General features: G+C 70.1%; 18 protein-coding genes, 1 tRNA gene and 3 pseudogenes. 9 read left to right on the plus strand and 13 right to left on the minus strand.

The annotated features are described in order from the left end of the window. Positions 1-77: 77 nt before the first annotated feature. The 4 genes from arcD to arcC are packed head-to-tail and all read left to right on the plus strand — an operon-like array spanning position 78 to position 4,711. Complete coding sequence (gene arcD / locus AB5S17_RS14670; RefSeq protein WP_369240619.1) at positions 78-1,544, plus strand: arginine-ornithine antiporter; 1,467 nt, start codon at positions 78-80, stop codon at positions 1,542-1,544. Positions 1,545-1,572: 28 nt separating this feature from the next. Then, on the plus strand, positions 1,573-2,781 hold the full coding sequence (locus AB5S17_RS14675) for an arginine deiminase (protein ID WP_369240851.1): 1,209 nt from the start codon (positions 1,573-1,575) through the stop codon (positions 2,779-2,781). A gap of 19 nt (positions 2,782-2,800) precedes the next feature. Beyond that, entirely contained in the window at positions 2,801-3,802 is a 1,002-nt protein-coding gene (argF, locus tag AB5S17_RS14680) for an ornithine carbamoyltransferase (RefSeq protein ID WP_369240621.1), read from the plus strand. 3 nt (positions 3,803-3,805) lie between these two features. Beyond that, a complete protein-coding gene (gene arcC / locus AB5S17_RS14685) occupies positions 3,806-4,711 on the plus strand; it encodes a carbamate kinase (protein ID WP_369240623.1) in 906 nt (301 codons plus the stop codon). A gap of 76 nt (positions 4,712-4,787) precedes the next feature. Here arcC and AB5S17_RS14690 read toward each other — a convergent pair whose 3' ends face one another. From AB5S17_RS14690 to AB5S17_RS14710, 5 genes are all read right to left on the minus strand, one after another. Further along, positions 4,788-6,995 (minus strand): PepSY domain-containing protein, encoded by a 2,208-nt coding sequence (locus tag AB5S17_RS14690; RefSeq protein ID WP_369240625.1) that lies wholly within the window; start codon positions 6,993-6,995, stop codon positions 4,788-4,790. A gap of 11 nt (positions 6,996-7,006) precedes the next feature. Continuing rightward, on the minus strand, positions 7,007-7,477 hold the full coding sequence (locus AB5S17_RS14695) for a DUF2271 domain-containing protein (RefSeq protein ID WP_369240627.1): 471 nt from the start codon (positions 7,475-7,477) through the stop codon (positions 7,007-7,009). A gap of 34 nt (positions 7,478-7,511) precedes the next feature. After that, positions 7,512-7,868, minus strand: coding sequence for a hypothetical protein (locus AB5S17_RS14700; protein ID WP_369240629.1), 357 nt, complete (start codon positions 7,866-7,868; stop codon positions 7,512-7,514). 169 nt (positions 7,869-8,037) lie between these two features. Beyond that, the gene (locus tag AB5S17_RS14705) at positions 8,038-8,706 is read right to left on the minus strand and encodes a cytochrome b/b6 domain-containing protein (RefSeq protein ID WP_369240631.1); all 669 of its coding nucleotides are present in this window, start codon (positions 8,704-8,706) and stop codon (positions 8,038-8,040) included. Next, the gene (locus tag AB5S17_RS14710; RefSeq protein WP_369240633.1) at positions 8,699-9,013 is read right to left on the minus strand and encodes a PepSY domain-containing protein; all 315 of its coding nucleotides are present in this window, start codon (positions 9,011-9,013) and stop codon (positions 8,699-8,701) included. Before AB5S17_RS14710 ends, AB5S17_RS14705 begins: the two co-directional genes overlap by 8 nt. A gap of 141 nt (positions 9,014-9,154) precedes the next feature. On the opposite strand from AB5S17_RS14710, the gene AB5S17_RS14715 reads away from it, so the two are divergent. Together AB5S17_RS14715 and AB5S17_RS14720 are read left to right on the plus strand one after the other, a co-directional pair. Beyond that, complete coding sequence (locus AB5S17_RS14715; protein WP_369240635.1) at positions 9,155-9,814, plus strand: response regulator transcription factor; 660 nt, start codon at positions 9,155-9,157, stop codon at positions 9,812-9,814. Beyond that, a pseudogene (locus tag AB5S17_RS14720) lies at positions 9,811-11,112 on the plus strand (ATP-binding protein); the annotation flags it as partial. The gene AB5S17_RS14715 and the pseudogene AB5S17_RS14720, both read left to right, overlap by 4 nt. A 34-nt stretch (positions 11,113-11,146) precedes the next feature. On the opposite strand, the pseudogene AB5S17_RS14725 reads toward AB5S17_RS14720, so the two are convergent. After that, a pseudogene (locus tag AB5S17_RS14725) lies at positions 11,147-11,245 on the minus strand (IS66 family transposase zinc-finger binding domain-containing protein); the annotation flags it as partial. Positions 11,246-11,655: 410 nt separating this feature from the next. On the opposite strand from AB5S17_RS14725, the gene AB5S17_RS14730 reads away from it, so the two are divergent. Next, the gene (locus tag AB5S17_RS14730) at positions 11,656-14,994 is read left to right on the plus strand and encodes a DEAD/DEAH box helicase (protein ID WP_369240637.1); all 3,339 of its coding nucleotides are present in this window, start codon (positions 11,656-11,658) and stop codon (positions 14,992-14,994) included. Positions 14,995-15,228: 234 nt separating this feature from the next. On the opposite strand, the pseudogene AB5S17_RS14735 reads toward AB5S17_RS14730, so the two are convergent. Continuing rightward, a pseudogene (locus tag AB5S17_RS14735) lies at positions 15,229-15,873 on the minus strand (sugar phosphate isomerase/epimerase family protein); the annotation flags it as partial. 550 nt (positions 15,874-16,423) lie between these two features. Here AB5S17_RS14735 and ltnD point away from each other — a divergent pair. Continuing rightward, positions 16,424-17,329, plus strand: a complete 906-nt coding sequence (ltnD, locus tag AB5S17_RS14740) for an L-threonate dehydrogenase (RefSeq protein ID WP_369240639.1) — start codon at positions 16,424-16,426, stop codon at positions 17,327-17,329. A 118-nt stretch (positions 17,330-17,447) separates the two neighbouring features. On the opposite strand, the gene AB5S17_RS14745 is transcribed toward ltnD, so the two are convergent. From AB5S17_RS14745 to AB5S17_RS14765, 5 genes are all read right to left on the minus strand, one after another. Further along, positions 17,448-18,230 (minus strand): hydroxypyruvate isomerase family protein, encoded by a 783-nt coding sequence (locus AB5S17_RS14745; protein WP_369240641.1) that lies wholly within the window; start codon positions 18,228-18,230, stop codon positions 17,448-17,450. A gap of 2 nt (positions 18,231-18,232) precedes the next feature. Continuing rightward, entirely contained in the window at positions 18,233-18,874 is a 642-nt protein-coding gene (otnC, locus tag AB5S17_RS14750) for a 3-oxo-tetronate 4-phosphate decarboxylase (protein ID WP_369240643.1), read from the minus strand. Then, a complete protein-coding gene (gene otnK, locus AB5S17_RS14755; protein WP_369240645.1) occupies positions 18,871-20,130 on the minus strand; it encodes a 3-oxo-tetronate kinase in 1,260 nt (419 codons plus the stop codon). The genes otnC and otnK overlap by 4 nt, the downstream gene beginning before the upstream one ends. Before the next feature lie 251 nt (positions 20,131-20,381). Beyond that, entirely contained in the window at positions 20,382-21,125 is a 744-nt protein-coding gene (locus AB5S17_RS14760) for a FadR/GntR family transcriptional regulator (RefSeq protein WP_369240647.1), read from the minus strand. Positions 21,126-21,240: 115 nt separating this feature from the next. Further along, a tRNA-Gln gene (locus AB5S17_RS14765) sits at positions 21,241-21,315 on the minus strand. Positions 21,316-21,593: 278 nt separating this feature from the next. On the opposite strand from AB5S17_RS14765, the gene lexA reads away from it, so the two are divergent. Continuing rightward, entirely contained in the window at positions 21,594-22,322 is a 729-nt protein-coding gene (lexA, locus tag AB5S17_RS14770; RefSeq protein WP_369240649.1) for a transcriptional repressor LexA, read from the plus strand. 30 nt (positions 22,323-22,352) lie between these two features. Here lexA and AB5S17_RS14775 read toward each other — a convergent pair whose 3' ends face one another. Continuing rightward, a complete protein-coding gene (locus tag AB5S17_RS14775) occupies positions 22,353-24,782 on the minus strand; it encodes a ComEC/Rec2 family competence protein (RefSeq protein WP_369240651.1) in 2,430 nt (809 codons plus the stop codon). Positions 24,783-24,876 lie beyond the last annotated feature (94 nt).

Here is a 24,876-nt window from a genome sequence, read left to right on the forward strand (position 1 = left end):
CTTGATGCCGATCAATGTGGCGAAGGGGAATGCGGTCTCTCTTGCGTCCCATCACGTCAGGGCTCGGGGAGATCAGTATGGTTACGACGGATATCGGCGTGTCGGCGCCGCCCGCATCGCAGACCAAGACACGCAAGCTGCGCCTCGGCGCGCTCACCGCCCTCGTCATCGGATCGATGGTCGGCTCCGGCGTCTTCAGCCTGCCGCAGAACATGGCGGCCGGTGCCGGGCCGCTCGCCATCCTGATCGGCTGGGGCATCACCGCCGTCGGCATGCTGGCGCTGGTTTTCGTCTACCAGTCGCTGGCCACCCGCAAGCCCGAGCTGGACGCCGGCCCCTATGCCTATGCCAAGGCCGGGTTCGGCCCCTTCATCGGCTTCAACAGCGCCTGGGGCTACTGGATCAGCGCCTGGCTCGGCAACGTCTCCTATGCGGTCGTGGTGTTCAGCGCCCTCTCCTACTTCTTCCCCTTCTTCGGGGCGGGCAATACCTGGCAGGCGGTGCTGGGGGCCTCGGTCCTGCTCTGGCTCGTCCACGGCCTGATCCTCGGGGGGCTGAAAGAGGCGGCGGGCGTCAACACCATCGTCACCATCGCCAAGATCGCGCCGATCGTGCTGTTCATCGGCGTCGCAATCGTCGCCTTCAAGCTGCACGTCTTCTCGCTCGACTTCTCCGGGCTTGGGAACGCCAGCCTCGGCTCGATCACCGGCCAGGTGAAGAGCACCATGCTCGTTACCCTCTGGGTATTTATCGGCATCGAGGGCGCCAGCGTCGTGTCGGCACGCGCCGAGCGGCGCAGCGAGATCGCGCTCGCCACCGGCATCGGCTTCTTCACCTGTCTGGCGCTCTACGCCCTGGTGTCGCTGCTCTCGCTCGGGATCATGACGCAGCCGGAACTCGCCGGCCTGAAGAACCCGTCGATGGCGGGCGTTCTGGAACATGTCGTCGGGCCGTGGGGCGCCGTCCTCATCAACATCGCGCTGGTCGTCTCGGTGCTCGGCGCCTTCCTCAGCTGGACGCTGCTGGCCGCCGAGATCCCGCATGTCGCCGCCCGTGACGGCACCATGCCGGCCTTCTTCGCCCGGGAGAGCGAGCGCGGCGTCCCCTCCACCTCGCTGTTCATCACCAACGCCCTCGTCCAGCTCTTCCTGATCATCACCCTGTTCGCCGAGAGCACCTATCAGGCGCTGTTCTCGATCGCGTCGGCGGCGATCCTGGTGCCCTACATCTTCTCCGGTGCCTATGCGGCGAAGCTCGCCATCACCGGCGAGAGCTATGAGGGCGGGCAATCGCGCACCGGGCCGATGCTGATCGGGCTGCTCGCGACCGTCTACGGCCTGTGGCTCGTCTATGCAGCCGGCCCCGCCTACCTCTTCATGTGCGCGCTTCTCTATGCCGTCGGCGTGCCGCTCTACGTCTACGCCCGCAGCGAGCGCAAGGAACGCGCCTTCACGGCCGCCGAGGCCGTCATCGCTCTGGCCCTCGTCGCGGTCGGCCTCTTCGCCGCCTACGAGATGTGGACCGGCGCCGTCAGCCCTCTGTGAAATCACAAAAATCCAGGAAACCAAGATGATGATGACGCTCGGCGTGCATTCCGAAGTGGGGCGGCTCCGCGAGGTGCTGATCCACCGCCCGGACCTCAGCCTTCGCCGCCTGACACCGGCCAACTGCCGCTCGCTCCTGTTCGACGACGTGCTGTGGGTCAGGAAGGCCCGCCAGGAGCACGACATCCTCGCCGACACGCTGGACGAGCGCGGCGTGGTGGTGCGCGATCTCGGCAAACTGCTGGCCGAGACCATGGCGCTGCCGGAAGCGCGGGCCTGGCTCCTCGACCGGCGGCTCGACCCCGACCTCGTCGGCTGGGACCTCCTCGACGAACTGCGCTCCTGGCTGGACGGCATGGAGTCGGACAGTCTCGCCGCCGCGCTGATCGGCGGCATCGCCCGGGCCGAGTTGCCCTTCGCTCCCGCCGGCCTCAGCGGTCTCGCGCTCGCGCCGCAGGACTTCGTGCTGCCGCCGCTGCCGAACCAGCTCTTCACCCGCGACAGTTCGTGCTGGATCTATGGCGGCGTCACCGTGAACTCGATGTACTGGCCGGCACGGCGCCCGGAGGCCCTGAACGTCGAGGCGGTCTATCGATTCCATCCACGCTTTCGCGATGCCGGCTTCCCCTTCCTCTCCGAACCGGCGCATGCGACGCTGGAAGGCGGCGACGTCATGCCGGTCGGCGGAGGCGTCGTCCTGATCGGCATGGGCGAGCGCACCACGCCGCAGGCGGTGAGCGCGCTGGCGAAGCGCCTCTTCGCCACCGGCATGGCGAACCGCGTCATCGCGGCGCTGATGCCGCGCGACCGCAGCTTCATGCATCTCGACACCGTATTCACCTTCTGCGACCGCGACCTCGTCACGATGTTCCCGCCGATCGTGAACCGGCTGCGCAGCTTCTCGCTGCGGCCGGGGGACGCCGAAGGCAGCGTCGACGTCGTCGAGGAGAGCGCGCCCTTCGTCGACGTCGTCGCGCAGGCGATGGGCCTTGCCCGGCTGCGGGTCGTGGCGACCGGTGGTGACGCCTACGAGGCCGAGCGCGAGCAGTGGGACGACGGCAACAACGTCATTGCCGTCGAGCCCGGCGTCGTCGTCGGCTACGACCGCAACGTCTACACCAATACGCTGCTGCGCCGCGCCGGCGTCGAGGTCATCACCATCGAGGGCGCCGAGCTCAGCCGCGGACGCGGCGGCGGCCACTGCATGACCTGCCCGCTCGTGCGCGATTCCATCTGATCATCCGGAGTTCAAGATCATGCCGACCAACCTGCATGGGCGCAGCGTGCTGACGCTCGACGACCTCTCGCCCGCCGAGATCCGCCACCTCCTGCGCCTCGCCGCCGAGCTGAAGGCAGCAAAGACCAGCGGCACCGAACAGCCGCGGCTGGCGCGCAAGAACATCGCCCTGATCTTCGAAAAGGATTCGACACGCACCCGCACCGGCTTCGAGGTCGCGGCCTATGACCAGGGCGCCCACGTGACCTATCTCGGCCCCTCCGGCAGCCACATCGGGCACAAGGAGTCGGTCAAGGATACCGCCCGCGTGCTCGGCCGCGTCTACGACGCGATCGAGTTCCGCGGCGCCGGCCACGCGATGGTCGTCGAGCTCGCCCAATATGCCGGCGTCCCGGTCTATAACGGGCTGACCGACGAGTCGCATCCGACCCAGACGCTCGCCGACTTCATGACCATGCGCGAGTTCACGCACAAGCACCTGTCGGACATGACGGTGACCTTCCTCGGCGACGGCCACAACAATGTCGCGCGTTCGCTGGCCCTCGGCGCCGCCAAGGTCGGCATGGACATGCGCATCGCCGCGCCGAAAGAGCTCTGGCCGGACGCGGCCTTCGTCGAGCACCTGAAGGCGCTCGGCGCGAAGACCGGCGGCAGCCTGCTCCTCACCGACGACGTCGAGGAGGGCGTGAAGGGCGCCGACTTCCTCTACACCGACGTCTGGGTGTCGATGGGCGAGGCGGACACCGTCTGGGACGAGCGCATCAGGCTGCTCACGCCCTACCGCGTGACGCAGGAGGCGATGCGCGCGACCGGCAATCCCTATGCCAAGTTCATGCACTGCCTGCCGGCCTTCCACAACACCGAGACCCAGGTCGGCAAGGACATCGCCGAGCGCTACGGGATCGACTGCATGGAGGTCGCCGAGGACGTGTTCGAGTCCGAAGCGTCGATCGTCTTCGACCAGGCGGAGAACCGAATGCACACGATCAAGGCGATCCTCGTCGCCACCATCGGCGGCTGAGCGATGCGGATCGTCGTCGCCCTCGGCGGCAACGCGCTCCTTCGCCGGCACCAGCCGCTGACGGCCGAGAACCAGCGCATCAATGTGCGCCACGCCGCGCAGGCCCTCGCAGCTCTCGTGCGCGAGGGGCATTCGCTGGTCGTCACCCACGGCAACGGACCGCAGGTCGGGCTGCTGGCGCTGCAGGCGGCGGCTGGCCCCGCCGACGGCGCCTACCCGCTCGACATCCTCGGCGCCGAGAGCGAGGGAATGATCGGCTATCTCATCGAGCAGGAACTCGCAGGCCTCCTGCCGGGCCGCGACATCGCAACGCTGCTGACGCAGGTGAAGGTCGCGGCCGACGACCCGGCCTTCGCGCGCCCGACCAAGCCGATCGGCCCGGTCTACGACGCGGCGACGGCGAAGCGGCTTGCCGGAGAGCGCGGCTGGCAGGTCGCGCCGGACGGCGACGGCTGGCGCCGGGTCGTGGCCTCGCCGAAGCCGCTGGAAATCCTGGAAGCGCGCGTCGTCTCCCTGCTGGTCGAGCGCGGCATCATCGTCATCTGCGGCGGCGGCGGCGGGATTCCCGTCGTCACCAGGAAGGACGGCAGCCTATCCGGCGTCGAGGCGGTGATCGACAAGGACTTCGCGAGCGAGCTGCTGGCGCGCCAGCTTTGCGCCGACATGCTCCTGCTCCTGACCGACGTCGACGCGGTCTATGCGGATTTCGGCACGGAGAAGGCGCGGCGGATCGACGAGCTGTCGGCAGCGGCGACCGCCCTGGAGAGCTTCCCGCCGGGGTCGATGCGACCGAAGATTGCCGCGGCCGCTTCCTTCGCCGGAACGACCGGTCACGCAGCCGCGATCGGCCGGCTGGAAGACGCCGCCGAGATCGTCGCCGGCCGGAAGGGAACCCGGATCAGCGGCTGAGGCGCGGAGACGAGGGTTGCATGCCGTCCAGCACGCCTACTCCTTGCGGGAGCCCGTTCGGGCGCTCCCCTCGGGCTCAGTAGACGTCTTCGACATATCGCCCCTCCGCTTTCAGCGCTTTGGGCGTGAGCCCCGTCGGCGCAAGGATCTCGGCCAGCGCGTCGGCGACGCCCGCCGCCATGTCGCGGCCGCCGCAGACCATCACGCGCGCCCCGCCGCGAACAAGCTGCGCGACCTGCGCAGCCTCGCCGCGCAGCGCGTCCTGCACATAGCGGGAGCGCCTTCCGCGCGAGACGGCCGTGACCAGCCGCGTCAGACGACCCTCTTCCTGCCACGCGGGCATCTCCTCGCCGTAGAAGAAGTCGCTGTCGGGATCCCGCATGCCGAAGAAGAGGTGGACGGGCCTGCGCCGCCGATTGCCGCGCACGATGCCAGCGAGCGGCCCGATGCCCGTCCCGGCGCCGATCAGGATCAGCGGCGCCCGGCCCCGCCCCGGTCGAAAGCGGGGGTTGCGGCGCAGGAAGGCGGTCACCGTGGCGCCCGGCTCCAGCGCCGTCAGCTGACCCGAACAAAGACCGCCGGGATGCTTCTTCACGACGATCTCGAGAAAGCCGTCGCGGCGGCCCGAGGCCAGCGAATAATGCCGCGGAACCGTGCTGCCCTCCGGCAGGATGCCGATGAGGTCGCCGGCCGTGAACCGGGCAAAGCCGCACCCGGTCAGCCGCTGCAAGAGCGTTACACGCGGCAGGGCGAAGCGGAGGATCGCGGTCGGAGCCTGGACCTGCCCACCAAAGTCCCGCCGCGAGACGAGGGTCAGCGTCTCGGCTTTCGGCAGAACGGGCTGGTGCGACAGTACGAGCCCGATGCCGAGCGCCTTTCCGAGCGCGCGACCCCAGCGGGCGAAGTCCTGCGGCGATTGGCGGTCGACTGTCTCGAAGGGGACGAGCTCTGGCCAGCCTTTCGCCTTGGCGGCTGCGGCGACTGCCTTGGCGAAGGCGCAGTATGAGGGAAAGCTGCGGTCGCCAAAGCCGAGAACCGCGAGAGGGACGTGGGACGCGCCATCGGCAGCCTGCAGCCGGTCGAGGAAGCCCTTGGCCGAGGCGGGAGCCGCGCCGTCGCCATAGGTCGCGGCGAGCAGGATGATCCGCTCGGCCCGGGTGTAGCGTTCTGGCGCGAACGCCGACATCGGGCCAACGTGGACGCTCTGCCCGGCTCCGGTCAACGCTGTGTTCAGCGTCGCCGCGAAGCCCCAGGTGCTGCCGCCCTCGCTGCCGACGAGGACGATCGTCTCCGCACGTCCTGCCGGCTGATTGCCGCGGATGCGGGGCCGCCCGCGCCGCCCGGCGAGCCAGACCAGCACGCCCGTCGCGCCCATCACGGGCACGCCGAGCGCCATGAGCCCGAGCATCAGGCCGAGCGTCGCCGCGCCCCGGCCGGTGTGCAGCATGGAGATGGTTTCCGAGACGCGCTCCCAGCCCGTGAGGTCGGCCCATGCGAGGAGCCGGCCGTCGCCCTGGTCGAGATAGCCGGTTCCCCGATCGGTCTTCATCGTGAAGACGTCGGTCCCATCCCCGGGAGGAGGAAAGCTCAGCGCACGCAGTTCGGCGACCGGCGTCTGCCGCAGAACCGGCATCCGATCGAGCGCGAACCCCGTCTCGCCGCTCACATCGGCCGGGAAGGCGGGCATGGCGCTGCCGTCGGGGAGAAGAGCGAAGGTGGAGGCCGTCATCCACAGGGCGGTGGTGGAGGAGAGGAGGAAGCCGATCACCGCGACGCGGGCGATCTCGACGTGCAGTCGGCCGGCGAGCGGCCCGCGCAGGCGGGCGAACCAGTGCCGCCAGCCGCCCGCCCGCCGGGCCACCAGCGCCGCGCCCGAAAGCGCGAGGACCAGCATCACCCCCGCGCCGCCGGCCGTGACGATCCGCCCGCCGTCCCCGAGGAACAGCGAGCGGTGGAGGTTCGTCAGCCACCGTTCGACCGGATCGGGATCGGCCGAGGCCACGCCCTCGCCCGTCGCCGGGTCGATGACGGCCGCACCCGGCATTCCCCGGTCGAACCAGTAGGCGGTGATCCGCCCGGAGGGCGCGCGGCGGATCTGCTCCACGCCCGGATGGGCCGCCTGGACACGGGAGGCCAGGATGGCCACGGTGAGGCCCGACTCCGCCTGCGGCGCGCCTATCCGCTCGGCCGCAGGAAAGATCGACAGCCCCGCACCGCTCAGGGCGAGGATGGTGATGAGCGCGAGTACCAGCAGACCGGGCCAGCGATGGAGTGCACGGATCATTCCCTCACGCCTCACATGGCGTAGGCGAAGCTGGCGATGTAGCGTCGGCCGCGCACCGGCGTGCCGGCACCATCGGCCGTGAGGGGCACTGCCACCTCGTTCGGACTTTCCCGCATGTTCTCGACGGCCGCGTCGATGTGGAGCGTGTAGCCCGCATCGAACAGTGCGTCGGCGAGGTCGAGCGTGATCTCGAGCGTGCGGCCCGCTCCGACGCTGGCGCCGGTGATCCCGTTGACCTGCGCCGTATCGCCGCCGGTGGCGCGGTACCAGTCGCTCAGATGCCGATAGTACTTCGACTTGCCGCCGGCCATCCAGAGGCTGCCGACATAGGCGCCCGACGCGTCGGTGACGTGGAGCGCGAGGTAGGCTCCGTCGCCGCCATAGTTGTTGAGGGTCGTGGTGAGCGTCACCGGCCGCGCCATTGCGAGACCGGGAAGGGTCAGCGCCGTGGTGAGAGCGAACGTTGCGAGCAGCGATTTCATCGGATGCCTCCTTGTTCGAGGGCTGGGGAGCGGGTCATTTCACCTGCGTCCGCGGAGGCGCGCCGTTACCGAACAGGCCGTTCTGCGGCGGTGCGACGGTGCCCGCGGGCGCCGGATTGCGCGCGCTGCCGCGCCCGTCGTCGTCATCGTCCTCCTCCTCGTCGTCCTCGCCGTTGCGCCCGCTCCGCGCGCCGTCCCGCAAGCGGCGGTCGCCGTGGTCATCGTCGCTCGCCAGAACGAGCGGCGTCGCTCGCGCGCCCTCCTCCGAGCGCGCAGGGAAAGGCCGGGAATGTCCGTCGGCCGCGGTCTTCACCGCGCTCCAGGCGGGAACGCCGATGGCAACGGTCAGCGCCGTGGAGGCAACGAGTAGCGTCAGGGTGTTTTTCGTCATGGCAGGGTCTCCTTCTGTCTGCGGGGACAATCTGGAGAGCCGACCTGAGGGCTTCCTGACGCGCCGGCGATTTCCGCTTCAGCTTGCCGTCAGGATGAAGAAGGCCCCGCCGGCTACGGCGAGGCCATCAGGTTGGGTGAAGGGGCTGTCGCCCCCGACATCTCGGCTGTCAGTCGACGTCGCCCGGTCCGGGCGCACGCTTGTCGCCGGTGACCATCGCGCGGGCGAGGTTCTCGTGGTGCCGGAAGGACGCCAGGACCACACCGCCCAGATGCAGCGCCGCGAGCAGGAGCATCAGGTTCGCCAGCGTCTCGTGGACCTCCTTCAGCGGGCCTGCGGCCTCGCCGCGCTCGCCGTATTCGCTGCTGTCGCCGTCGTCGGCCAGGGCCGACGTCACGATGACAGGCGCGGCCGGCAGCATTGCCACCCGGTCCGGCTCCGCCATCAGCCAGCCAGTGAGGGCGCTGCCCGAGAGCGTCACCAGCAGCGCCACGATCATCGCGGCGCCGGCCGGGTTGTGGCCAAGGTAGCGCCGCTCCCTGCCGCGGCCGGCGTCGCCGAGATAGGCGAGCGTTTCGCGAGACCCCTTGAGGAATTGGCCGAAGCGGGCGTAGCGGCTGCCGACGAGCCCCCAGACCAGCCGGAACGCCACCAGCCCGGCGACGGCATAGCCCGCGATCTCGTGCACGGGCTGCAACTCCTCCGCGGTCAGCCAGGCGGTCGCGAACGCTGCGACAAGGCTCCAGTGGAAGATGCGGATCAGAGGGTCCCAGACCCGGACCTTGCCGTTGGTCCGGGTGTTCATTTCCAATGCGTCGCGAGTTGCTGCGTCAGTCATCGCCACCTCCTTCGCGATTGCGGCGCTGGCGACCGTCGTCGTGCCCGTGTTCGACCGCGATCACTTGCAGCGTCGCCGGATGAACTCTCGCCTCGATCCGGCGTCCCTCGGCATCGCGACCGTCGATCTCGTAGCATCCGTCGTCGATCTTGATCCGGCGCACGGTCCAGCCGTTCCGCTCGGCCAGCCGGACCACGGCGTCGCGCGGCTGCCAGTCGGCCATGGGAACGAAGCAGCCGTCGTCCGCCAGCACCACATTGGCCGGGAAGACCGTCAAGAATCCGAGGATAGTCAACGTCTTCTTCATGAGCCAAACTCCTCGCTGCGGCCATCCCGGCGAATTTCATGCGCGGCGAGTCTGACGGCAGCCTGAAGGGCCTGCCCCGGTGCTTCAGCTTCGTGTCAGCCGGAGGGGCCATCTCGAACCATCGGGAACGGACAGGGCGACATGCGCATCCTGCTGATCGAGGACGACACGGTTCTGGGCGCCGCGGTGCGCGACCAGATCGCCGCCGACGGCCAGTCGGTGGACTGGGTCACGCGGCTCGACGCAGCCGGCGATGCGCTGAGCGTCGCGTCCTACGACCTGATCCTGCTCGACCTCATGCTGCCGGACGGTCGCGGGATCGGATTCCTCAGGGGTCTGCGCGCGCGGGGCGACGTGACGCCGGTCATCATCCTGACGGCGCTCGACCAGGTGTCGGACCGGATCGAGGGGCTGAACGCCGGAGCCGACGACTATCTCGTGAAGCCCTTCGACCTTGCCGAACTGTCCGCCCGGATCGGATCCGTCGCCCGGCGCTACAGCGGCAACCCGAACCCGATCGTCGTCCATGGGCCGCTGGAGATCGACCTCGCCGCGCGCAGCGTCCGTCGCGACGGCAAGGCCGTTCAGCTGACGGCCCGCGAGTGGGCGCTGTTCGAGGCCCTGCTCGCCCGCCCCGGGCAGCTTCTGTCGAAGGCGCAGCTCGAGGAAAAGCTCTACGCCTTCGACGCGGAGGTCGAGAGCAACACGATCGAGGTCCATGTCAGCCGTCTGCGCAAGAAGCTCGGGAGCGCGGTTATCGAGACCGAGCGCGGCCTGGGCTACAGGCTGGGCCGGCCGTGAGGCTGCCGCGCAGCCTTCGGGCGCGGCTCGGTCTGTCGCTCGGCCTCGTGCTGACGATCCTCTGGCTTCTGGCCGCCGCGGTCACCGCGGTGATCGTGCGGAGCGAGATGGACGAAGTTTTCGACAGCGCGCTCCGCGAGACCGCGGAACGGATCCTGCCGCTGGCGGTGAGCGACATCGTCGGGCGCGAAGACGAGGGCGTGACGCAGCGGCTCGCCTCGATCCGGGCGCACGACGAGTACTTCACCTATCTCGTCCGGGATGCCGAGGGGCGCATCCTCCTGCAATCCCATGCGGCCGATCCCGCCGTGTTCCCGCCCTGGGACGGGCCGGGCTTCCAACAGACCGCGATGCACCGCCTCTACAGCGACGCGGCGCTCCAGGGATCGATCCGCATCACCGTGGCCGAGCCGCTGGCACATCGCGCAGCGGTCGCGCGGGAGATCCAGATGGGTCTCGGCCTGCCGCTGCTGATCGTGCTCCCGCTTGCGCTCGCGGCGATCATCCTCGCCGTCCGCTTCAGTCTCGAGCCGCTGCGCCGGTTCCGCACGCGGCTCGAGGCGCGCGGCGCCGCCGACCTGTCGGCGGTTCCCGCCGGCGACCTGCCGACGGAGATCGGCCCGCTGGCGGCGACCCTGAACAACCTTTTGGCCAGACTGCGCGACGCGTTCGAAGCCGAGCGGAGCTTCGCGGCGAACGCCGCCCATGAACTCAGAACGCCGCTTGCGGGTGCGATCGCACAGGCGCAGCGGCTTCGCTCGGAGACGCGGGATCCGGCGACCGATGCGCGCGCCGCAGAGATCGAGACAACGCTCAAGCGACTGACGCGGCTCTCGGAACGCCTCATGCAGCTCGCCCGCGCCGAAGGCGGGCGGCTGCGGATGGACCGAAGCGCCGACCTCAGGCCCGTCGCGCGCCTCGTCGTCGAGGATATCGGCCGCGCGGCCGCGCCGGGCCGGATCACGCTGACGCTGCCGGACACGGCCGTCATGTCCGATCTCGACCCGGACGCATTCGCGATCCTCTGCCGGAACCTCGTGGAGAACGCCCTCCGTCACGGGGCGGAGAATGCTCCGGTCGACGTCGGCCTCACCGGAGAAGGGCAATTGATCGTGGCGAACGACGGCCCCGTCCTGCCGCGTCAGACCCTCGACCGCCTGACGGGGCGGTTCGAGAGGGCGACGTCCGGCACCGATGGCAGCGGGCTCGGCCTCGCCATCGTCGCCGCGATCGCGGACCGGATCGGAAGCTCCGTCATCCTCAAGTCGCCGCGCCCGGGCGCCGCTTCCGGCTTCCAGGCGTCCGTCAATCTGCCGACGGGCGTCCCGGACACCACTGCCGCGGGATCAACTCCAGCATCTCCATCACGTCCTCGCCGAGCTTCGCCAGCCTAGCCGATCCGCAGCAGTGGCATTCGGTCGGTGCCGGAATGGCGCCCACCCCTTGGGCAGATGCTGCGGGCCGGGTTCTTCGACCGGGCCTGCGGGCGCAGGTGCAGCCGCATCTTCACTGATCTGGCGCGATCGTTAGCAGGCTGACGATTCCGGCGAGCCGGCGGCCGGAACGGGAGCCCGCCGCCAATGCTTTCTGCCCACTGTTTCACGACGCGTGTTCAGGCAGCTCCGGCAGCAGGCCCGGCAAAGACCAGGAGAGCTCATGGCGACGGCAGCCGGCGAAGGCAGCACGGGAACGTCCATCCCGATTCCTGATCGCTTTGCTCCCGGAGAGACCGCCTCCTGCTGAGCCGGAGGCCGCACATGCTCTACGGATCACCGCGGGCCCCGCCCGCATGCGCACGCTGCCCGCCTGCAACCCCGCCCGACCCCAGAACGAGCCATGACATGAACGATGCGCTCCCTGCGCGCCTCACGGCCGAAGGCCCGCTGCTCTCCGTCCTGGAGCCCGTGGGAGCCGTAGCAGCCGACCTGTTGGAGTTGATCGACCCGGCCGCGCCGGCGCCGCTCTTCTACCTCGCCCGCGATGCCGGCCGGGCCCGCGCCCTTTATGGGCTGCTTTGCGCGCTCGCGCCGCACCTTCCGATCGGCTTGCTGCCGGCATGGGACTGCCCGCCCTACGACAGCGCCGCCCCCTCCCGCGGCGTCATGGGACAGCGGATGGCGACGCTCCGCTGGCTGACCGACCGCCGGTCGCGGCCGGCTCTCGTCATTGCGACACCCGATGCCCTGCTCCGGCGGGTCCCGCCGCCGCGCATCTGGCCAAAGGCGCATCTGTCGTTCCGGGTCGGCGACAGCCTCGACCGCGAAGCGACCGAAGCCGCCCTCGCCCGGATGGGCTACGTCCTCGACGAGCGCGTCGACGAGCCCGGCGAAGCCGCGCTGCGCGGCCGCGTCGTCGAGATCTTCCCGGCCGCCGCCGACTTTCCCTGCCGGATCGAGCACGCGGACGGGCGGATCAGCGCCATCCATTCCTTTGACCCGGCAACGCAGCGCTCGCTCGTCGAGACCGAATGCCTGGACGTCGATCCGGCGTCCGAGATCGTCCGGTCGGACCAAGCCGGCGAGGGCGCGGACGAAGCCTCGGCGGTGCCCGACCTGCCGCCCGGGCGGGAGCACTGGCTGACGCTGTTCTATCCGGATCTTGCGAGCGTGTTCGATTACGCCCCCGACGCGCGCCTCGTCTGCGGGGCCGGGACGGACGCGCGGGGCAGCGCCTTCCTCGACGGCGTGCGCGACGGCTATGACAGCGAGATGGCCGTGCGACGGGGCGGGCCCGACCGGCGCGCGCCGGCAGCGCCGGATCACGTCTTCCTCGGCCAGGAGGAGTGGGACGAGATCCTGTCCACCCGCGTGATCGCCGAGGTCGGCGCATCGTCGGCCGCGAGCGATCGGAGCGTCCCGCACTTCTGCGCCGGACCGAACGCGGCCCAGGCCTTCAAGGGCTTCGTCGCGGAGCGGCTGAAGGCGGGCGGACGCGTCGTGCTCGCCGCCCCTCGGCAGAGCCTCGACAGCTTCCGCCGGCGCGCCGAGCGGCTGCTCGGACGCGCAGCGCAGCCGGTCGCCGACTGGCATGAAACGGCAGCGACCGAGCCGGGCGCTCTCCTCAGCCTCGCCATGCCGCTCGACCGCGGGTTCGTGACGGCATCCGGCGACATGGCCGTAATCGCGGCAGCCGATCTCCTCGGCAGCCGCGCCCACGTCGCGGATCGGACCGCCGCGTCGATGCAAGCGCCGGCCGGCCCGTCCTTCCGGATCGGCGAGCCGGTGGTCCACCGCGACCATGGGCTCGGCCTTCTCGAGGGAATCGAGGAGATCACCTTGCCGGACGGCGGCGTCGGCGATGCGCTGCGGCTGCGCTACGACGGCGATTCGACGCTGATGGTTCCGGTGGAGGAGATCGAGGCGCTGTGGAGCTACGGCGGCGAGCCGGATGCCGTGTCGCTCGACCGGCTGAAGGGCGACAGCTGGGCCAAGCGTCGCATCAAGCTCGACAAGGCGATCCGGAAGACGGCGGAGAGGCTGGCTGCGGACATGCGGGACCGCCGCGCCCGGACCGCGCCGAAGCTCGTTCCGCAAACGGCTCCCTTCGAGCGCTTCGCGTCCCGCTTCGCCCATGTCCTGACGCCCGACCAGGCGGATGCGATCGATGCCGTGCTGGCGGATCTGTCCTCCGGCCGGCGCATGGACCGGCTGGTCTGCGCCGATGTCGGCTATGGCAAGACCGAGGTGGCGCTGCGCGCGGCGGCGGCGGCGGTCTTTGCCGGCAAGCAGGTCGCCTTCGTCGCGCCGACGACGGTGCTCGTGCGCCAGCATCTGCGCACCCTCGCCCGCCGCTTCGCGGGAACCGGCATCTCCATCGCCGAACTGTCGCGCATGGTGAAGCCGGCCGAGGCCAGAGCCGTGAAGGAAGGCCTGGCCTCGGGCGACATCCGGATCGTCGTCGGCACGCATGCGGTCGCCGCGAAGGCGGTAGAGTTCGCCGATCTCGGCCTCGTCATCCTCGACGAGGAACAGCATTTCGGCGCGCGCGTGAAGAGCCGGCTGAAGAGCCTCTCGAAGGCAGCGCACGTCCTGACGCTGACGGCGACGCCGATCCCGCGCACGCTCCAGGCAAGTCTCGTCGGGCTGCAGGATCTGAGCGTCATCGAGACGCCGCCGGTCGCCCGGCAGCCGGTCCGCACCGTTTCGGCCTTCGCCGAAGCCGAGGTCCGCGATGCGCTGCGCCGGGAGAAGCGCCGCGGCGGCCAGAGCTTCGTCGTCTGCCCGCGCATCGAGGACATCGCGCCGATGGCCGAGCGGCTTCGTGCCCTGGCGCCGGAACTGAAGCTCGCGGTCGCGCATGGCGAGATGAAGGCCGCCGACATCGACGCCGTCATGCTGGACTTCGCCGATGGCGGCGGCGATGTGCTCCTGGCGACGAACATCATCGAGAGCGGCCTCGACGTTCCGAACGCCAACACGATGATCGTCTGGCATGCCGACCGGTTCGGCCTCGCCCAGCTGCACCAGCTGCGCGGGCGGGTCGGGCGCGGGACGCGGCGCGGCACGGCCCTGTTCCTCACCGAGCCGGAGCAGACGGTCGGCGAAGAGGCGGAGCAGCGGCTCGCCGCAATCGCGGCGCTGGACCGGCTCGGCGCCGGCTTCGGCATCAGCGGGCGCGATCTCGACCTGCGCGGCGCGGGCGACCTTCTCGGCGAGGACCAGGCGGGGCACATCCGCCTCATCGGCATCAGCCTGTACCGCCACCTCCTGGACCGGGCGGTGAAGGCGGCGGAGGGCGCAGCCCTCGAGGACGAATGGCGCCCGACGATCAGGCTCGGCATCGGCGGGCGCATCCCGCCGGAGTACATCCCCGAGGACGAGGTGCGCATCGACCTCTATGCCCGCTTCACGGCGGCCGAGGACGCGCAGGCGCTGGCCGCGCTGGAAGACGAAGTCGCGGACCGCTTCGGGCCGCTGCCGGACGCGATGTCGGACCTCCTCGCCGTGGCCGAGATCCGCATCCGCTGCCAAAGGGCCGACATTGCGGAGCTCGACGGGGGGCCGCAGGCGATCGCGGCGACCTTCCGTCCGGCGCGGGGGACATCGATGAAACGCAAGCAGCCGCCGCCGGGGCTCGAATGGTCGGGAGACCGGCTCCTCCTCAGGCAGGACAGCGCCGACGCCCGCGAGGCGCTGCAGCTTGCCAACCGGCTGCTCGACGCGATCGGGAACGCCGGGTAGCCTCAGCCGGCGGTACGCTGAGAGGCGGCCCGAAGACGAAGGTCGCGAGCGCCGTCGGAAGCCGGACTCTCCAGCCGCTGACGGTGGCAACAGACCCGTCGACAGCGACGATCTCAGCGAGCACCATCGGCGCGGCCAGTCGTCGAACCGCTGAAGCCTCCCGGTCAGCGAGGGCCCCGAAGCCCGCACCGCTTTGCGGATCCCGATCCAGTCCTGGTGGCCGGTTCCAGGCGCACCGCGATCGTTCTCGCAGGCATGGAAATGACCGAGCATCCCCTTCCCGAGCTTGCGGATCGCATCCGGAATGCTCTTCTCCTCGATATTGGCGTGGAATGTGTCGATGTGGACGCGGAAGGCCGGGCTGCCGACGTCCCGCACCAGTGCCGCCGCCTGCTCCGTCAGGTTGATCATGTCGGTCTCGAAGCGGTTCAGCGGCTCGACGCCGACGGTGACACCGGCATCCGACGCCACCTTGCCGAGTTTTTGCAGGTTCTCGACGCACCAGGCCCATTCGCGCTGCTTCTGACCCGCGTCGACGAGACGGGTCTTGCCGACGGCGGAGTAGGCCGGCCCCGAGAAAATCTCAGCACCGACCGCCTCAGCGAACCGTATGCCGTCCCGGATGTAATCGACGCCCGTCTGGCGCACCGCCGGGTTGTCATGGCTGATGTCCCGCGACGGCCCGAAGGCGCCGCAGACGGTCACCGCGAGCCCGTTGTCCTCGACAATCTTGCGCAGGAGAACAGCATCGACGAGCGCGGGATCGTCCAGCGCGACTTCCAGCACGTCGAAGCCCATCGCCTTGATCTTCGGGACCAGTCCGAAGTCGTTCGTCGTGAATGGAGATGTCCAAACCCACGTGTTGACGCCGATCTTCATCGCTTTCGCCCTCCCGGAGATGCCGGCCGGACGGTACCGAGAGCGGCCGACTGGCTTGATGATGGCGGTAAGTCTCCAAGAGGGCCCTAAGCATCGTAAAGGAGCAATCGCGTCAGAAAGTTGAGATCTTTAACCGGAAGATTGGCGTGCGGAGCCGGAAGAAGCCTCAGGAATGAAATTCCAGGAGATCATTGCGCTGCTTCACCGTCGGTCCAGCGCAATCTTGATCTGTCACGTCATCCGGCACTCTGTGATGCCCCCGCACGGCGACCGGGATCAAAGGCTTTCTGCGCCTTTCGCTCTCGACACCTGTCATCGATCCCGCTCGGGCAAGTCCTGGACGATCTGCGAAACTGAAGAGCCGTCGACGCGAACGCGTTTCCGATGAAGCCGTGAAACCTCCAAGCTCTTTCGAGACTGAAAGCCCGGATAGAGGCTGGAGGCTGGAGGCTGGACTGGCGAACAGCATTTGCTGGCCTCTATAATCATTCCGTCGGGGGCAGCGGCGAGGACCGCTGCGGGATCCGGTCTTGGGGAGGAGGGTGTTCTGGTGGCGCAACGGCGAACGATCGCTGTCGTCGGGCTCGGCTCGATGGGCAAGGGCATGGCGGGCTCGCTTCTGAGGGCGGGCCATACCGTCTTCGGCATCGATCTGGACGAACGGGCGGCGCGCGACTTCGTCGCGGCGGGCGGTGCGCCCGGCGACGCGGGCGAGCGGGCGGAGGAGATCGACATCCTCGTGCTGGTGGTCCTCAACGACGTGCAGACCGAGGCCGTGCTGTTCGGGCCGGGCGGCTGGGCGGACCGCCTGCGCCCCGGTGCGGCGGTCGTCTCCTGCGCCACGATGGCCCCGGACTTCGCGCGCTCGCTCGCGGAGCGGTGCCTGGCAAAGGGGCTGCACTATCTCGATGCGCCGATTTCCGGCGGTGCCCGCAAGTCGGCCGAGGGGAAGCTCTCGGTCATGGCGTCGGGGTCGCCGGATGCCTTCGCCCTTGCCGCGCCAGTGCTCGAAGCCTGCGCCGAGACGGTGTTCAACCTCGGCGACGCGCCCGGCAGCGGAAGCGCGATGAAGGCGGTCAACCAGCTCCTCGCGGGCGTGCACATCGCCGCCATGGCCGAGGCGATGACCTTCGCCATCAACCAGGGGATCGCGCCGGAACAGGTGCTGGACGTCATCCCGAAATGCGCCGGCACGTCATGGATGTTCGAGAACCGGGCGCCGCATGTGGTCGAGGGGGACTACACGCCGCGCTCGAGCGTGAACATCTGGCCGAAGGATCTCGGGATCGTCCTGGACATCGCTCGCAAGTCCGGCTTCGGCGCGCCGCTCACCGCCGCCGCGCTGCAGCAGTTCCTCGCCGCCTCGGGCTCCGGCCTCGGTGCCGAGGACGACGCGGCCGTCGCGAAGGTCTACGCCCGCAACGCCGGAATCCGCCTGCCGGGCGACCCTGCGTAACCGCTATCGCGGCGCCCTGCCGCGGCACCACCGCCGCGGCGCTCGCCGCGGCGGACAGCTTCCGGACGCCGCTCGGCTGTCAGGCCGCCAGCCGACCCCCCTCGCCCGAACGCGCCGTTCAGAGCGTGACGCCGAGGCGCTCCGCCCAGACCAGCCCGGCGTCGGTGCCGTCGCGCGGCTTGTATTCGCAGCCGACCCAGCCGTCGTAGCCGATGCGATCGAGATGGGCGAAGATCCGGGGATAGGCAATCTCGCCCTCGTCCGGCTCGGCGCGGCTCGGCACGGCGGCGATCTGGACGTGGCCGATGAGCGGCAGGAAGCGCTCCAGCTTCGTCATCACGTCCCCTTCGGTGACGCCGACATGGTAGACGTCGAACATCAGCTTGATCGTGTCGGAGCCGATCTCCTCGATCAGCCCGACCGCCTCCGCCAGCGTCGAGTAGAAATAGCCCGGCTTGTCGCGCGGGTTGAGCGGCTCCAGCAGCAGCGTCACGCCCTCTGACGCCGCCTTCTCCGCGGCGAGCATCAGGTTCGACCGCATCGTCTCGCGCGCCTTCGCCCGCTGGCCCTCCGGCACGACGCCGGCCATGGCGTGGACGGAGATGGCGCCGGAGCGGCGGCAATAGTCGAGCGCCTGGTCCACCGAAGCCTGGAACTCCGCCTCGCGCCCGGGCAGCGCGCCGAGGCCGGACTCCCCCTTCTGCGCATCGCCGACCGCCGTGTTGATGCCGAGCAGCGTCACACCGCTTGCCGCGCAAGCCGCGCGGACGGCTTCCGGGGCAACGTCGTAGGGCCAGTGCAGCTCGACCGCCTTGAAGCCGGCCTTGCCCGCCGCGTCGATGCGCTCGAGCAGCGGACGGTCCGGCCAGAGAAAGCCGAGATTGGCGGAAAAGCGCGGCATGACTATCCCTTCAGGCTGAAGGAGGCGTCGAGGTCGGCGACCTCCTCCGGCGTCAGCCGGCGGACCTCCAGGTTTCGCGTCATGATCAGGAGCCTCGCCGTTTCCTCCAGCTCCTCGATGGCGAAGACGGCCGCCTCCAGCGACGGCCCCGCGACCACCGGCCCGTGATTGGCGAGGAGGACGGCCGGGTGGCGCGCGGCCCGCTCACGGATCATCGGGGCAAGCGCACTCGATCCGGGCCTGGCATAGGGCAGGACCGGGACGCGCCCGACGCGCATGACCACGTATGGCGTGATCGGCGGCACCGCGTCTTCCGGATCGACGTCGGCGAGGCAGGACAGCGCCGTCGCATGCGTCGAGTGCAGGTGCACGACCGCCCGCGCGCTCGGCCGCGCCTCGTAGAAGGCGAAGTGCAGCGGCCGCTCCTTGGTCGGCGGATCGCCGTCGACATGGGCGCCGCCGGCGTCGAGGCGCGACAGCCGGTCCGGATCGAGGAAGCCCATGCAGGAGTTGGTCGGCGTCATGAGGAAGCCGCCGTCCTCCAGCCGGACGGAGATGTTGCCCGACGAGCCGACGGTGAAGCCGCGCTCGAACAGCGAGCGCGCCCAGCGCACGATCGCATGGCGAAGCTCCTTCTCCGTCATCGCGCGGCTCCAAGGACCGCGAGTGCCTTCTCGAAGAACTGCGCGTCGCCGAAATTGCCGCTCTTCAGCGCCAGACGCAGCGGCACCGGGTCGTCGGCCGCGAGCGCCGGCACGCCGGGCGCGATCTCGGGCCCGACCTGCAGCGCCGCGAGCTTCAGCGCCGTCACGACGGCCCCGGACGTCTCGCCGCCGCCGACCGCGATGCGCCGCACGCCGGCCGCGACGGCCCCCGCGCACAGCTCCGAAAAGAAGCCCTCGATGGCCGAGGCGACCCGCTCGCGACCGAAGCGCTCCTGCACCGCCTTCACGGCGGCGGGCTCGGCGGTCGAGTAAAAGATCGGCTCCGCCTCGGCATGGGCGCCGAGGAAATCCAGCGCCGAGCGAACGGTCGTCTCGCCCGACAGGACCGCCTCGGCCGAGACGACGAAGCCCGGATGGGACTTCAGATAGGCCGCGACCTGCTCGTTGGACGCTCTCGAGCACGAGCCGCAGAGGGCGATGGCCGGCCCCTTGACCGGGGTGTAGTCCGAGCCGGCATCGCGCAGCAGGCCGCGCCGGCGGAAGTTCTCCGGCAGGCCGAGGGCGATGCCCGATCCACCGGTGACCAGGCGGTGGTCCGCCGCCGCCTCGCCGATCGCAAGGAGGTCGGCATCGGTGACGGCGTCGACGACGATCAGCCGCTTGCCGGCCTCCGCCTCCGCCCGGAAGCGTGCCGCAATCTCTCCCGCTCCGCCCCGCACGGCGCCGTAGCCGACATGGCCGACCGGCAGCGGCGTCTGGCGCTGCAGCCAGCGCCGGATGTCGGCGTCCGTCATCGGGTTGAGGGGATGGTGCTCCATCCCGGATTCGCTGAGCAGGCGATCGCCGACGAAGAGGTGGCCCATGTAGAGCGTGCGGCCGGTGGCCGGAAAGACCGGGCAGACGATGGCGGCGTCGGCGCCGAGCCTGTCGATCAGCGCCGCCGCGACGGGCCCGATATTGCCCTTCGGTGTGGAATCGAAGGTCGAGCAGTATTTGAACAGGAACTGCCGGCAGCCCTGCCCCGCCAGCCAGTCCGCCGCGGCGAGCGAGGCGGCGACCGCCTCGTCCGCAGCGATCGAGCGCGTCTTCAGCGCGACGACCGCGGCTTCGCAGTCCGGCCCCTCGCCCGATTCCGGCACGCCGGAGAACTGGACGGTGCGCATGCCGCCCTTGGCAAGGGTGTTGGCGAGATCGCTCGCCCCGGTGAAGTCGTCCGCAATGCAGCCGAGCAGCATGGTCAGCGCCCCTCCAGGCTTCCGGTCTCGAGAACGGTCCGCAGGACCGAACGGGCGGGTGTCTCCGCCCGCAAACCCGGCACGCTCGCGCGCCAGACATCATCGCGCGGCCGACCCTCCGCCGCAGGACGATGGGCGAGCCCGCGCCACGTCATTCGGACCGCCTCAGGGACCATCGCATGCATCTCCATCGCCTCCCTTTCGAACAGTCGCACCGCTCCCTCCATGGCCGACCTGGGTCCTGCCCTGCGTCAAGTGGCCCCCTCACCTGCAGCCAGAGACTGCTTGGTCGATGCATGGATTCGCGCCAGATGCCGGGCGAAGGCCTCGACGACGCCCGCGCGATCACGCGCGGAGAGGGCGTCGACGATGTCGCGATGGTCCCGATAGCTCTGGTCGACCGCCTCCGGCTGCGACATCACCCGCCGGCGATGCCCCATCATGTAGCCGTAGAGCGCCATGGTCGTATCGACGAGGATCGGGTTGCGCGCCGCCCGGTAGATGGTGCCGTGGAAATCGCGGTCGCAGATCAGGAACTGCACGGCATCGCCCTTCACCGCATCCTGGCGGCGCAGAAGCTCGGCGAGAACGTCGAGGGTCGCCGCGTCGATGTTCTCGGCGGCATCGGCGACCACCGCGAGTTCGACGACCATGCGCGCCTGGTGGACGTCGTCGACGTCGTAGCGGTTGACCGCGCTCGTGCGCACGCCGCTGGAGACCAGGAGGCCGACATCGGCGCTGACGATGCGGGTGCGCGAGCCGTGGCTGATCTCGGCGAGGCCGTGGGCGGCCAGCGTGCGCACCCCCATCCGTACGGTCTCGCGGCTGACGCCGAAGAGCGCCGCGAGCTCGCGCTCGCCCGGCAGCTGATCGCCCGGATGCAGCACGCCCGATGCAATGAATTCGGCCAGCTTGCCGCAAAGCCTGTCGCTCGCAGTCTCGCGCGCCAGCCCATTCGGCAGATCCGCCATTCCCGACAGAAGACCCGATTCCACCGCGATACCGCCCGACCAAAAGGACCACTGGTCCGATAACCGGACCAGTATCGAGGCATCACGTTACGGTCAAGCCGCCGCCGGCCGGCAACGAATGCAGATATTTAGAATGATCTGGCTGGGGCGGCAGGATTCGAACCTGCGAGTGGCGGCACCAAAAGCCGCTGCCTTACCGCTTGGCGACGCCCCAAGCGCGGATGCGCGTGACCCGTGCTATAGCGACTGCGATCCGCGTGCGCAATCGCCGCTCCGGCGCCGGCCACGCGCGGCAGCTGCCTCCCGCCGGCCATGCCTGAACCGTCGGTGCCGTGCGGGATACGCTCGATCCGGTGCCGGCTTACCTGAGGCTCCTTGCAAAAACGATGGGAGACGGCGAACGCCCCGCCCGGCCGTTGCAGCGAGGAAGGGGCTTGCAGAACACAACTAGAACAGATAGCTTTGTTCAGGTTTTGTTTTGAGGATCCGCCCATGCTGACGCGCAAGCAGCACGACCTTTTGCTGTTCATCCACGAGCGGCTGAAAGAGACGGGGGTGCCCCCCTCCTTCGACGAGATGAAGGATGCGCTCGATCTGCGGTCGAAGTCCGGCATCCACCGGCTGATCACGGCGCTGGAGGAGCGCGGTTTCATTCGGCGCCTGCCCAATCGGGCGCGAGCGCTCGAAGTGCTGAAGCTGCCGGAATCGATGCGCAATGCGGGCCGCCCCGTCGCCGTCTCCGGCGGACGCACCGGCTTCACGCCCAGCGTCATCGACGGCAGCCGGGGGACCGCGGCCGCGCCGAAGGCGCCAGCCGCGCCGCAGGCCGCCGCGGATGCCGCGGTCACGGTGCCGGTCATGGGCCGGATTGCCGCCGGCGTGCCGATCTCGGCGATCCAGCACAACACCCATTCGATCGCCGTCCCGCCGGACATGATCGGCACGGGCGAACACTATGCGCTCGACGTCAAGGGCGATTCGATGATCGAGGCCGGCATCCTGGACGGGGACACGGTCGTCATCCGCCGCTCCGACACCGCCTCTCCCGGCGAGATCGTGGTGGCGCTGGTCGACGACGAGGAGGCGACGCTGAAGCGGTTCCGGCGCCGCGGCGACCGGATCGCGCTGGAGGCCGCCAATCCGGCCTACGAGACCCGCATCTTCGGCGCCGATCGCGTCAAGGTCCAGGGCCGACTGGTCGGCCTCATCCGCCGCTACTGATCGGCGGCGGCGGGAGGAGGTCGCCGGATGTCACTCCCGCCGCCCGCCGCTGTCCTCGCCGAACGACGGAGGCACCGCGTCCTCCGCGTTGTCGGCGGCGGGGTCGGATGGCTCTGCCGGCTGGTCGGCCAGCGGCTGTTGCTCTTCCTCCCGCGCCCCTGCCTCGGCGTTGCGGCCCTTCGGGCGGTGCCAGGATTCTGGCCAGGGCGCGGCTCGGTGGCGGTTCCACGGGGCCGCGGGGACGCCGATCGACCTTCTGAACACGGGCCGCCCCGTCTGGGGGTCGCGGCGGATCGCGAGCGAGCCGGTCTCGCGCAGGGTCCGCAGCGTGACGAGCATCGCGCCGGATCGGCAGGCGGTCAGGCGGATGGCGCGCGCGACGATCGCGACATCCGCGTGGTCGCAGGCATAACCGGTCTTCCTGTAGTCGTCGGTCCAGACGATCCGCAGGCCGCTCGCCGTGCCGAAGCTGCAGACCTTTTCGCGGCATTTTGCGTCGATCCGGGGGCGAAGCGCCGGGTTGTCGCCGGCCGACGGAGACGCACCGCTTCGATAGGCACGCTCCCATTGATCGGCGACGAAGGCGTTGGTTCGCTTTCGCAGAAAGGCGACCGCGCCGTCGGGCGACAGGGCGGCGACTTCCCTGCCGCTCTCGAAGACGAGAAGGTCGGGCCGCGGCGTCCGGTCGGGCGCGAGGATAAGGCCGATCACCGCGAGCGGAACCGCCACCCAGCGGAATTGGCTGGCGAGGAAGGCCGCCGCCAGGATCGCCGCCGCGAGAAGCAGGAGCCCTGCCCCGCTGACGAGGCCGATCGACTGATCCGGGAGCAGGCCGTACAGCCGGTGCGTGATCCTCAGGACGAGGCCAATCGCCGCGCCCATCAGCTCGAGCGGCCAGGCGTCGAGCCCGAACGGCATCAGGAGGCAGCTCGCGAGCGCGAGCGGCATGATGGCGAAGCTGAAGAGCGGCATCGTCAGAAGGTTGGTGATGACGCCGAAGGCGGCTGCCTGCTGGAAATGATAGGCGGCGAAGGGCGCCGTGGCGGCGCCCGCGATCAGCGACGTCGCAACGATCCCGCCGAGCGCGCCGACGCCGAGGCGAAGCGGCGATCGCGCCTTGCGTGCCCGCCTCTCCTCCAGCTGCCGCTGGCGCCGCCTCGCAAAGGCGCCATAGGCCGCGACGAGGGCTGCGGTGGCCGCGAAGCTGAGCTGGAAGCTCGCGGTCGTCACCACATGCGGCGCCAGCACGATGACGATCGTCGCGGCGATCGAGACGTTCCGGATCGTCAGCGCCGGTCGATCGACGATGACCGCCACAAGCATGATCGCCAGCATCACGAAGGCACGCTGCGTGGCGACATTCGCGCCGGAAATGCCGAGATAGAGCGCGGCCACCGCCAGCGCGATCGCGGCGGCGACCTTCTTGGCCGGGATGCGCAACGCGGCGCCCGGCAGCAGCGCGATCAGCGACCGGACCAGCGCCATGGCTGCGCCCGTCACGATGGCGAGATGCAGGCCCGAGATCGCCAGCACATGGGCGATGCCGGTGCTGCGGAACCAGTCGGCGACATCGTCGGGGATGCCGTCGCGCTCGCCGGTGATGAGCGCCGCGGCGACGGCGCCTTCGGGGCCGGGAATGACGGCGCGAATCCGCTCGGTCATCGCCTCCCGCAGGCGCGCCAGCCAGATCGCCACCGCGCCCGGCCCGCCCCCGGGGCCTATCGCCGGACTCCCCTCGGATGGCCGGCTGCTCGGCGCGCCGAGGCTGAAGCCATAGGCGCCGAGCCCGTCGAAGAAGGGCGAATAGGCGAAGTCGTAGCCGCCGGGATAGGCCGGGCCGGATGGCGGCCCGAGCCGCACCAGGGCGTAGAACGCCTCGCCCGGCGCGATCGGCTCGTGGCGGCTCGCAACGAGGATCCGCGCCCGTTCCGGCGGCCGCGACAGCGTCGGGCGCGCCGTCGCCGCGATGTCGACGACGTAGCGATACCGTCCGCGATCGTCGCGCGAACGCTCCGCCACCACGCCGGCGATGCGCGTCGTCGCCGTGCCGGAGATGATCGTGGTGGTCGTCCAGGCCTCCTCGACGAGCGCCAGCGCGGCGCCCAGGAAGACGAAGCCGGCCGCGAGAAGGGCATTTCTGCGCCATGGCCGTTCGGCGATCCGCCATGCCGCCAGGAGGAGCAGAGCCGCCGAGACGGCCGCAACGACCGGGATGGGGCGCCAGCCGCCGGCGATCGCGGCGAGCGCTCCCGCGATCAGGCCGACCGGCATCAGGTGGAAGCCGGTCCGGGCAGCGGCTTCGGCGTCCGCCTGCCGTTCGAGCCAGAGCCGGAGCACATCGACGAGGAGCCCGGGGTCGGCGAGAAGGTCGCGCGGACGCAGGCGCAGCATGCCGTCGACGCCAGGGCGGCCTCTCGCCGTTCGCGCGGTCTCGCTCTCCGGATCCTCGCTCCAGGCCATCCGGCGGCGGCTCCGTTGCTTGTCTCTCCGCTCGCCTATGCTACACAGCGCCCACGCAAAAGCGATGGCGGCGCTGCCAAGCCTGCCGCCCAGC

Origin of the sequence: Jiella sp. M17.18 (assembly GCF_041027365.1) — a bacterium.
GTDB lineage: Bacteria > Pseudomonadota > Alphaproteobacteria > Rhizobiales > Rhizobiaceae > VKMB-3413.

Coding starts and splice junctions, on each gene's coding strand:
- arcD (WP_369240619.1), top strand. CDS start 78: ATGGTTACGACGGATATCGGCGTGTCGGCGCCGCCCGCATCGCAGACC.
- AB5S17_RS14675 (WP_369240851.1), top strand. CDS start 1,573: ATGATGACGCTCGGCGTGCATTCCGAAGTGGGGCGGCTCCGCGAGGTG.
- argF (WP_369240621.1), top strand. CDS start 2,801: ATGCCGACCAACCTGCATGGGCGCAGCGTGCTGACGCTCGACGACCTC.
- arcC (WP_369240623.1), top strand. CDS start 3,806: ATGCGGATCGTCGTCGCCCTCGGCGGCAACGCGCTCCTTCGCCGGCAC.
- AB5S17_RS14690 (WP_369240625.1), bottom strand. CDS start 6,995: ATGATCCGTGCACTCCATCGCTGGCCCGGTCTGCTGGTACTCGCGCTC.
- AB5S17_RS14695 (WP_369240627.1), bottom strand. CDS start 7,477: ATGAAATCGCTGCTCGCAACGTTCGCTCTCACCACGGCGCTGACCCTT.
- AB5S17_RS14700 (WP_369240629.1), bottom strand. CDS start 7,868: ATGACGAAAAACACCCTGACGCTACTCGTTGCCTCCACGGCGCTGACC.
- AB5S17_RS14705 (WP_369240631.1), bottom strand. CDS start 8,706: ATGACTGACGCAGCAACTCGCGACGCATTGGAAATGAACACCCGGACC.
- AB5S17_RS14710 (WP_369240633.1), bottom strand. CDS start 9,013: ATGAAGAAGACGTTGACTATCCTCGGATTCTTGACGGTCTTCCCGGCC.
- AB5S17_RS14715 (WP_369240635.1), top strand. CDS start 9,155: ATGCGCATCCTGCTGATCGAGGACGACACGGTTCTGGGCGCCGCGGTG.
- AB5S17_RS14730 (WP_369240637.1), top strand. CDS start 11,656: ATGAACGATGCGCTCCCTGCGCGCCTCACGGCCGAAGGCCCGCTGCTC.
- AB5S17_RS14745 (WP_369240641.1), bottom strand. CDS start 18,230: ATGCCGCGCTTTTCCGCCAATCTCGGCTTTCTCTGGCCGGACCGTCCG.
- otnC (WP_369240643.1), bottom strand. CDS start 18,874: ATGACGGAGAAGGAGCTTCGCCATGCGATCGTGCGCTGGGCGCGCTCG.
- otnK (WP_369240645.1), bottom strand. CDS start 20,130: ATGCTGCTCGGCTGCATTGCGGACGACTTCACCGGGGCGAGCGATCTC.
- lexA (WP_369240649.1), top strand. CDS start 21,594: ATGCTGACGCGCAAGCAGCACGACCTTTTGCTGTTCATCCACGAGCGG.
- AB5S17_RS14775 (WP_369240651.1), bottom strand. CDS start 24,782: ATGGCCTGGAGCGAGGATCCGGAGAGCGAGACCGCGCGAACGGCGAGA.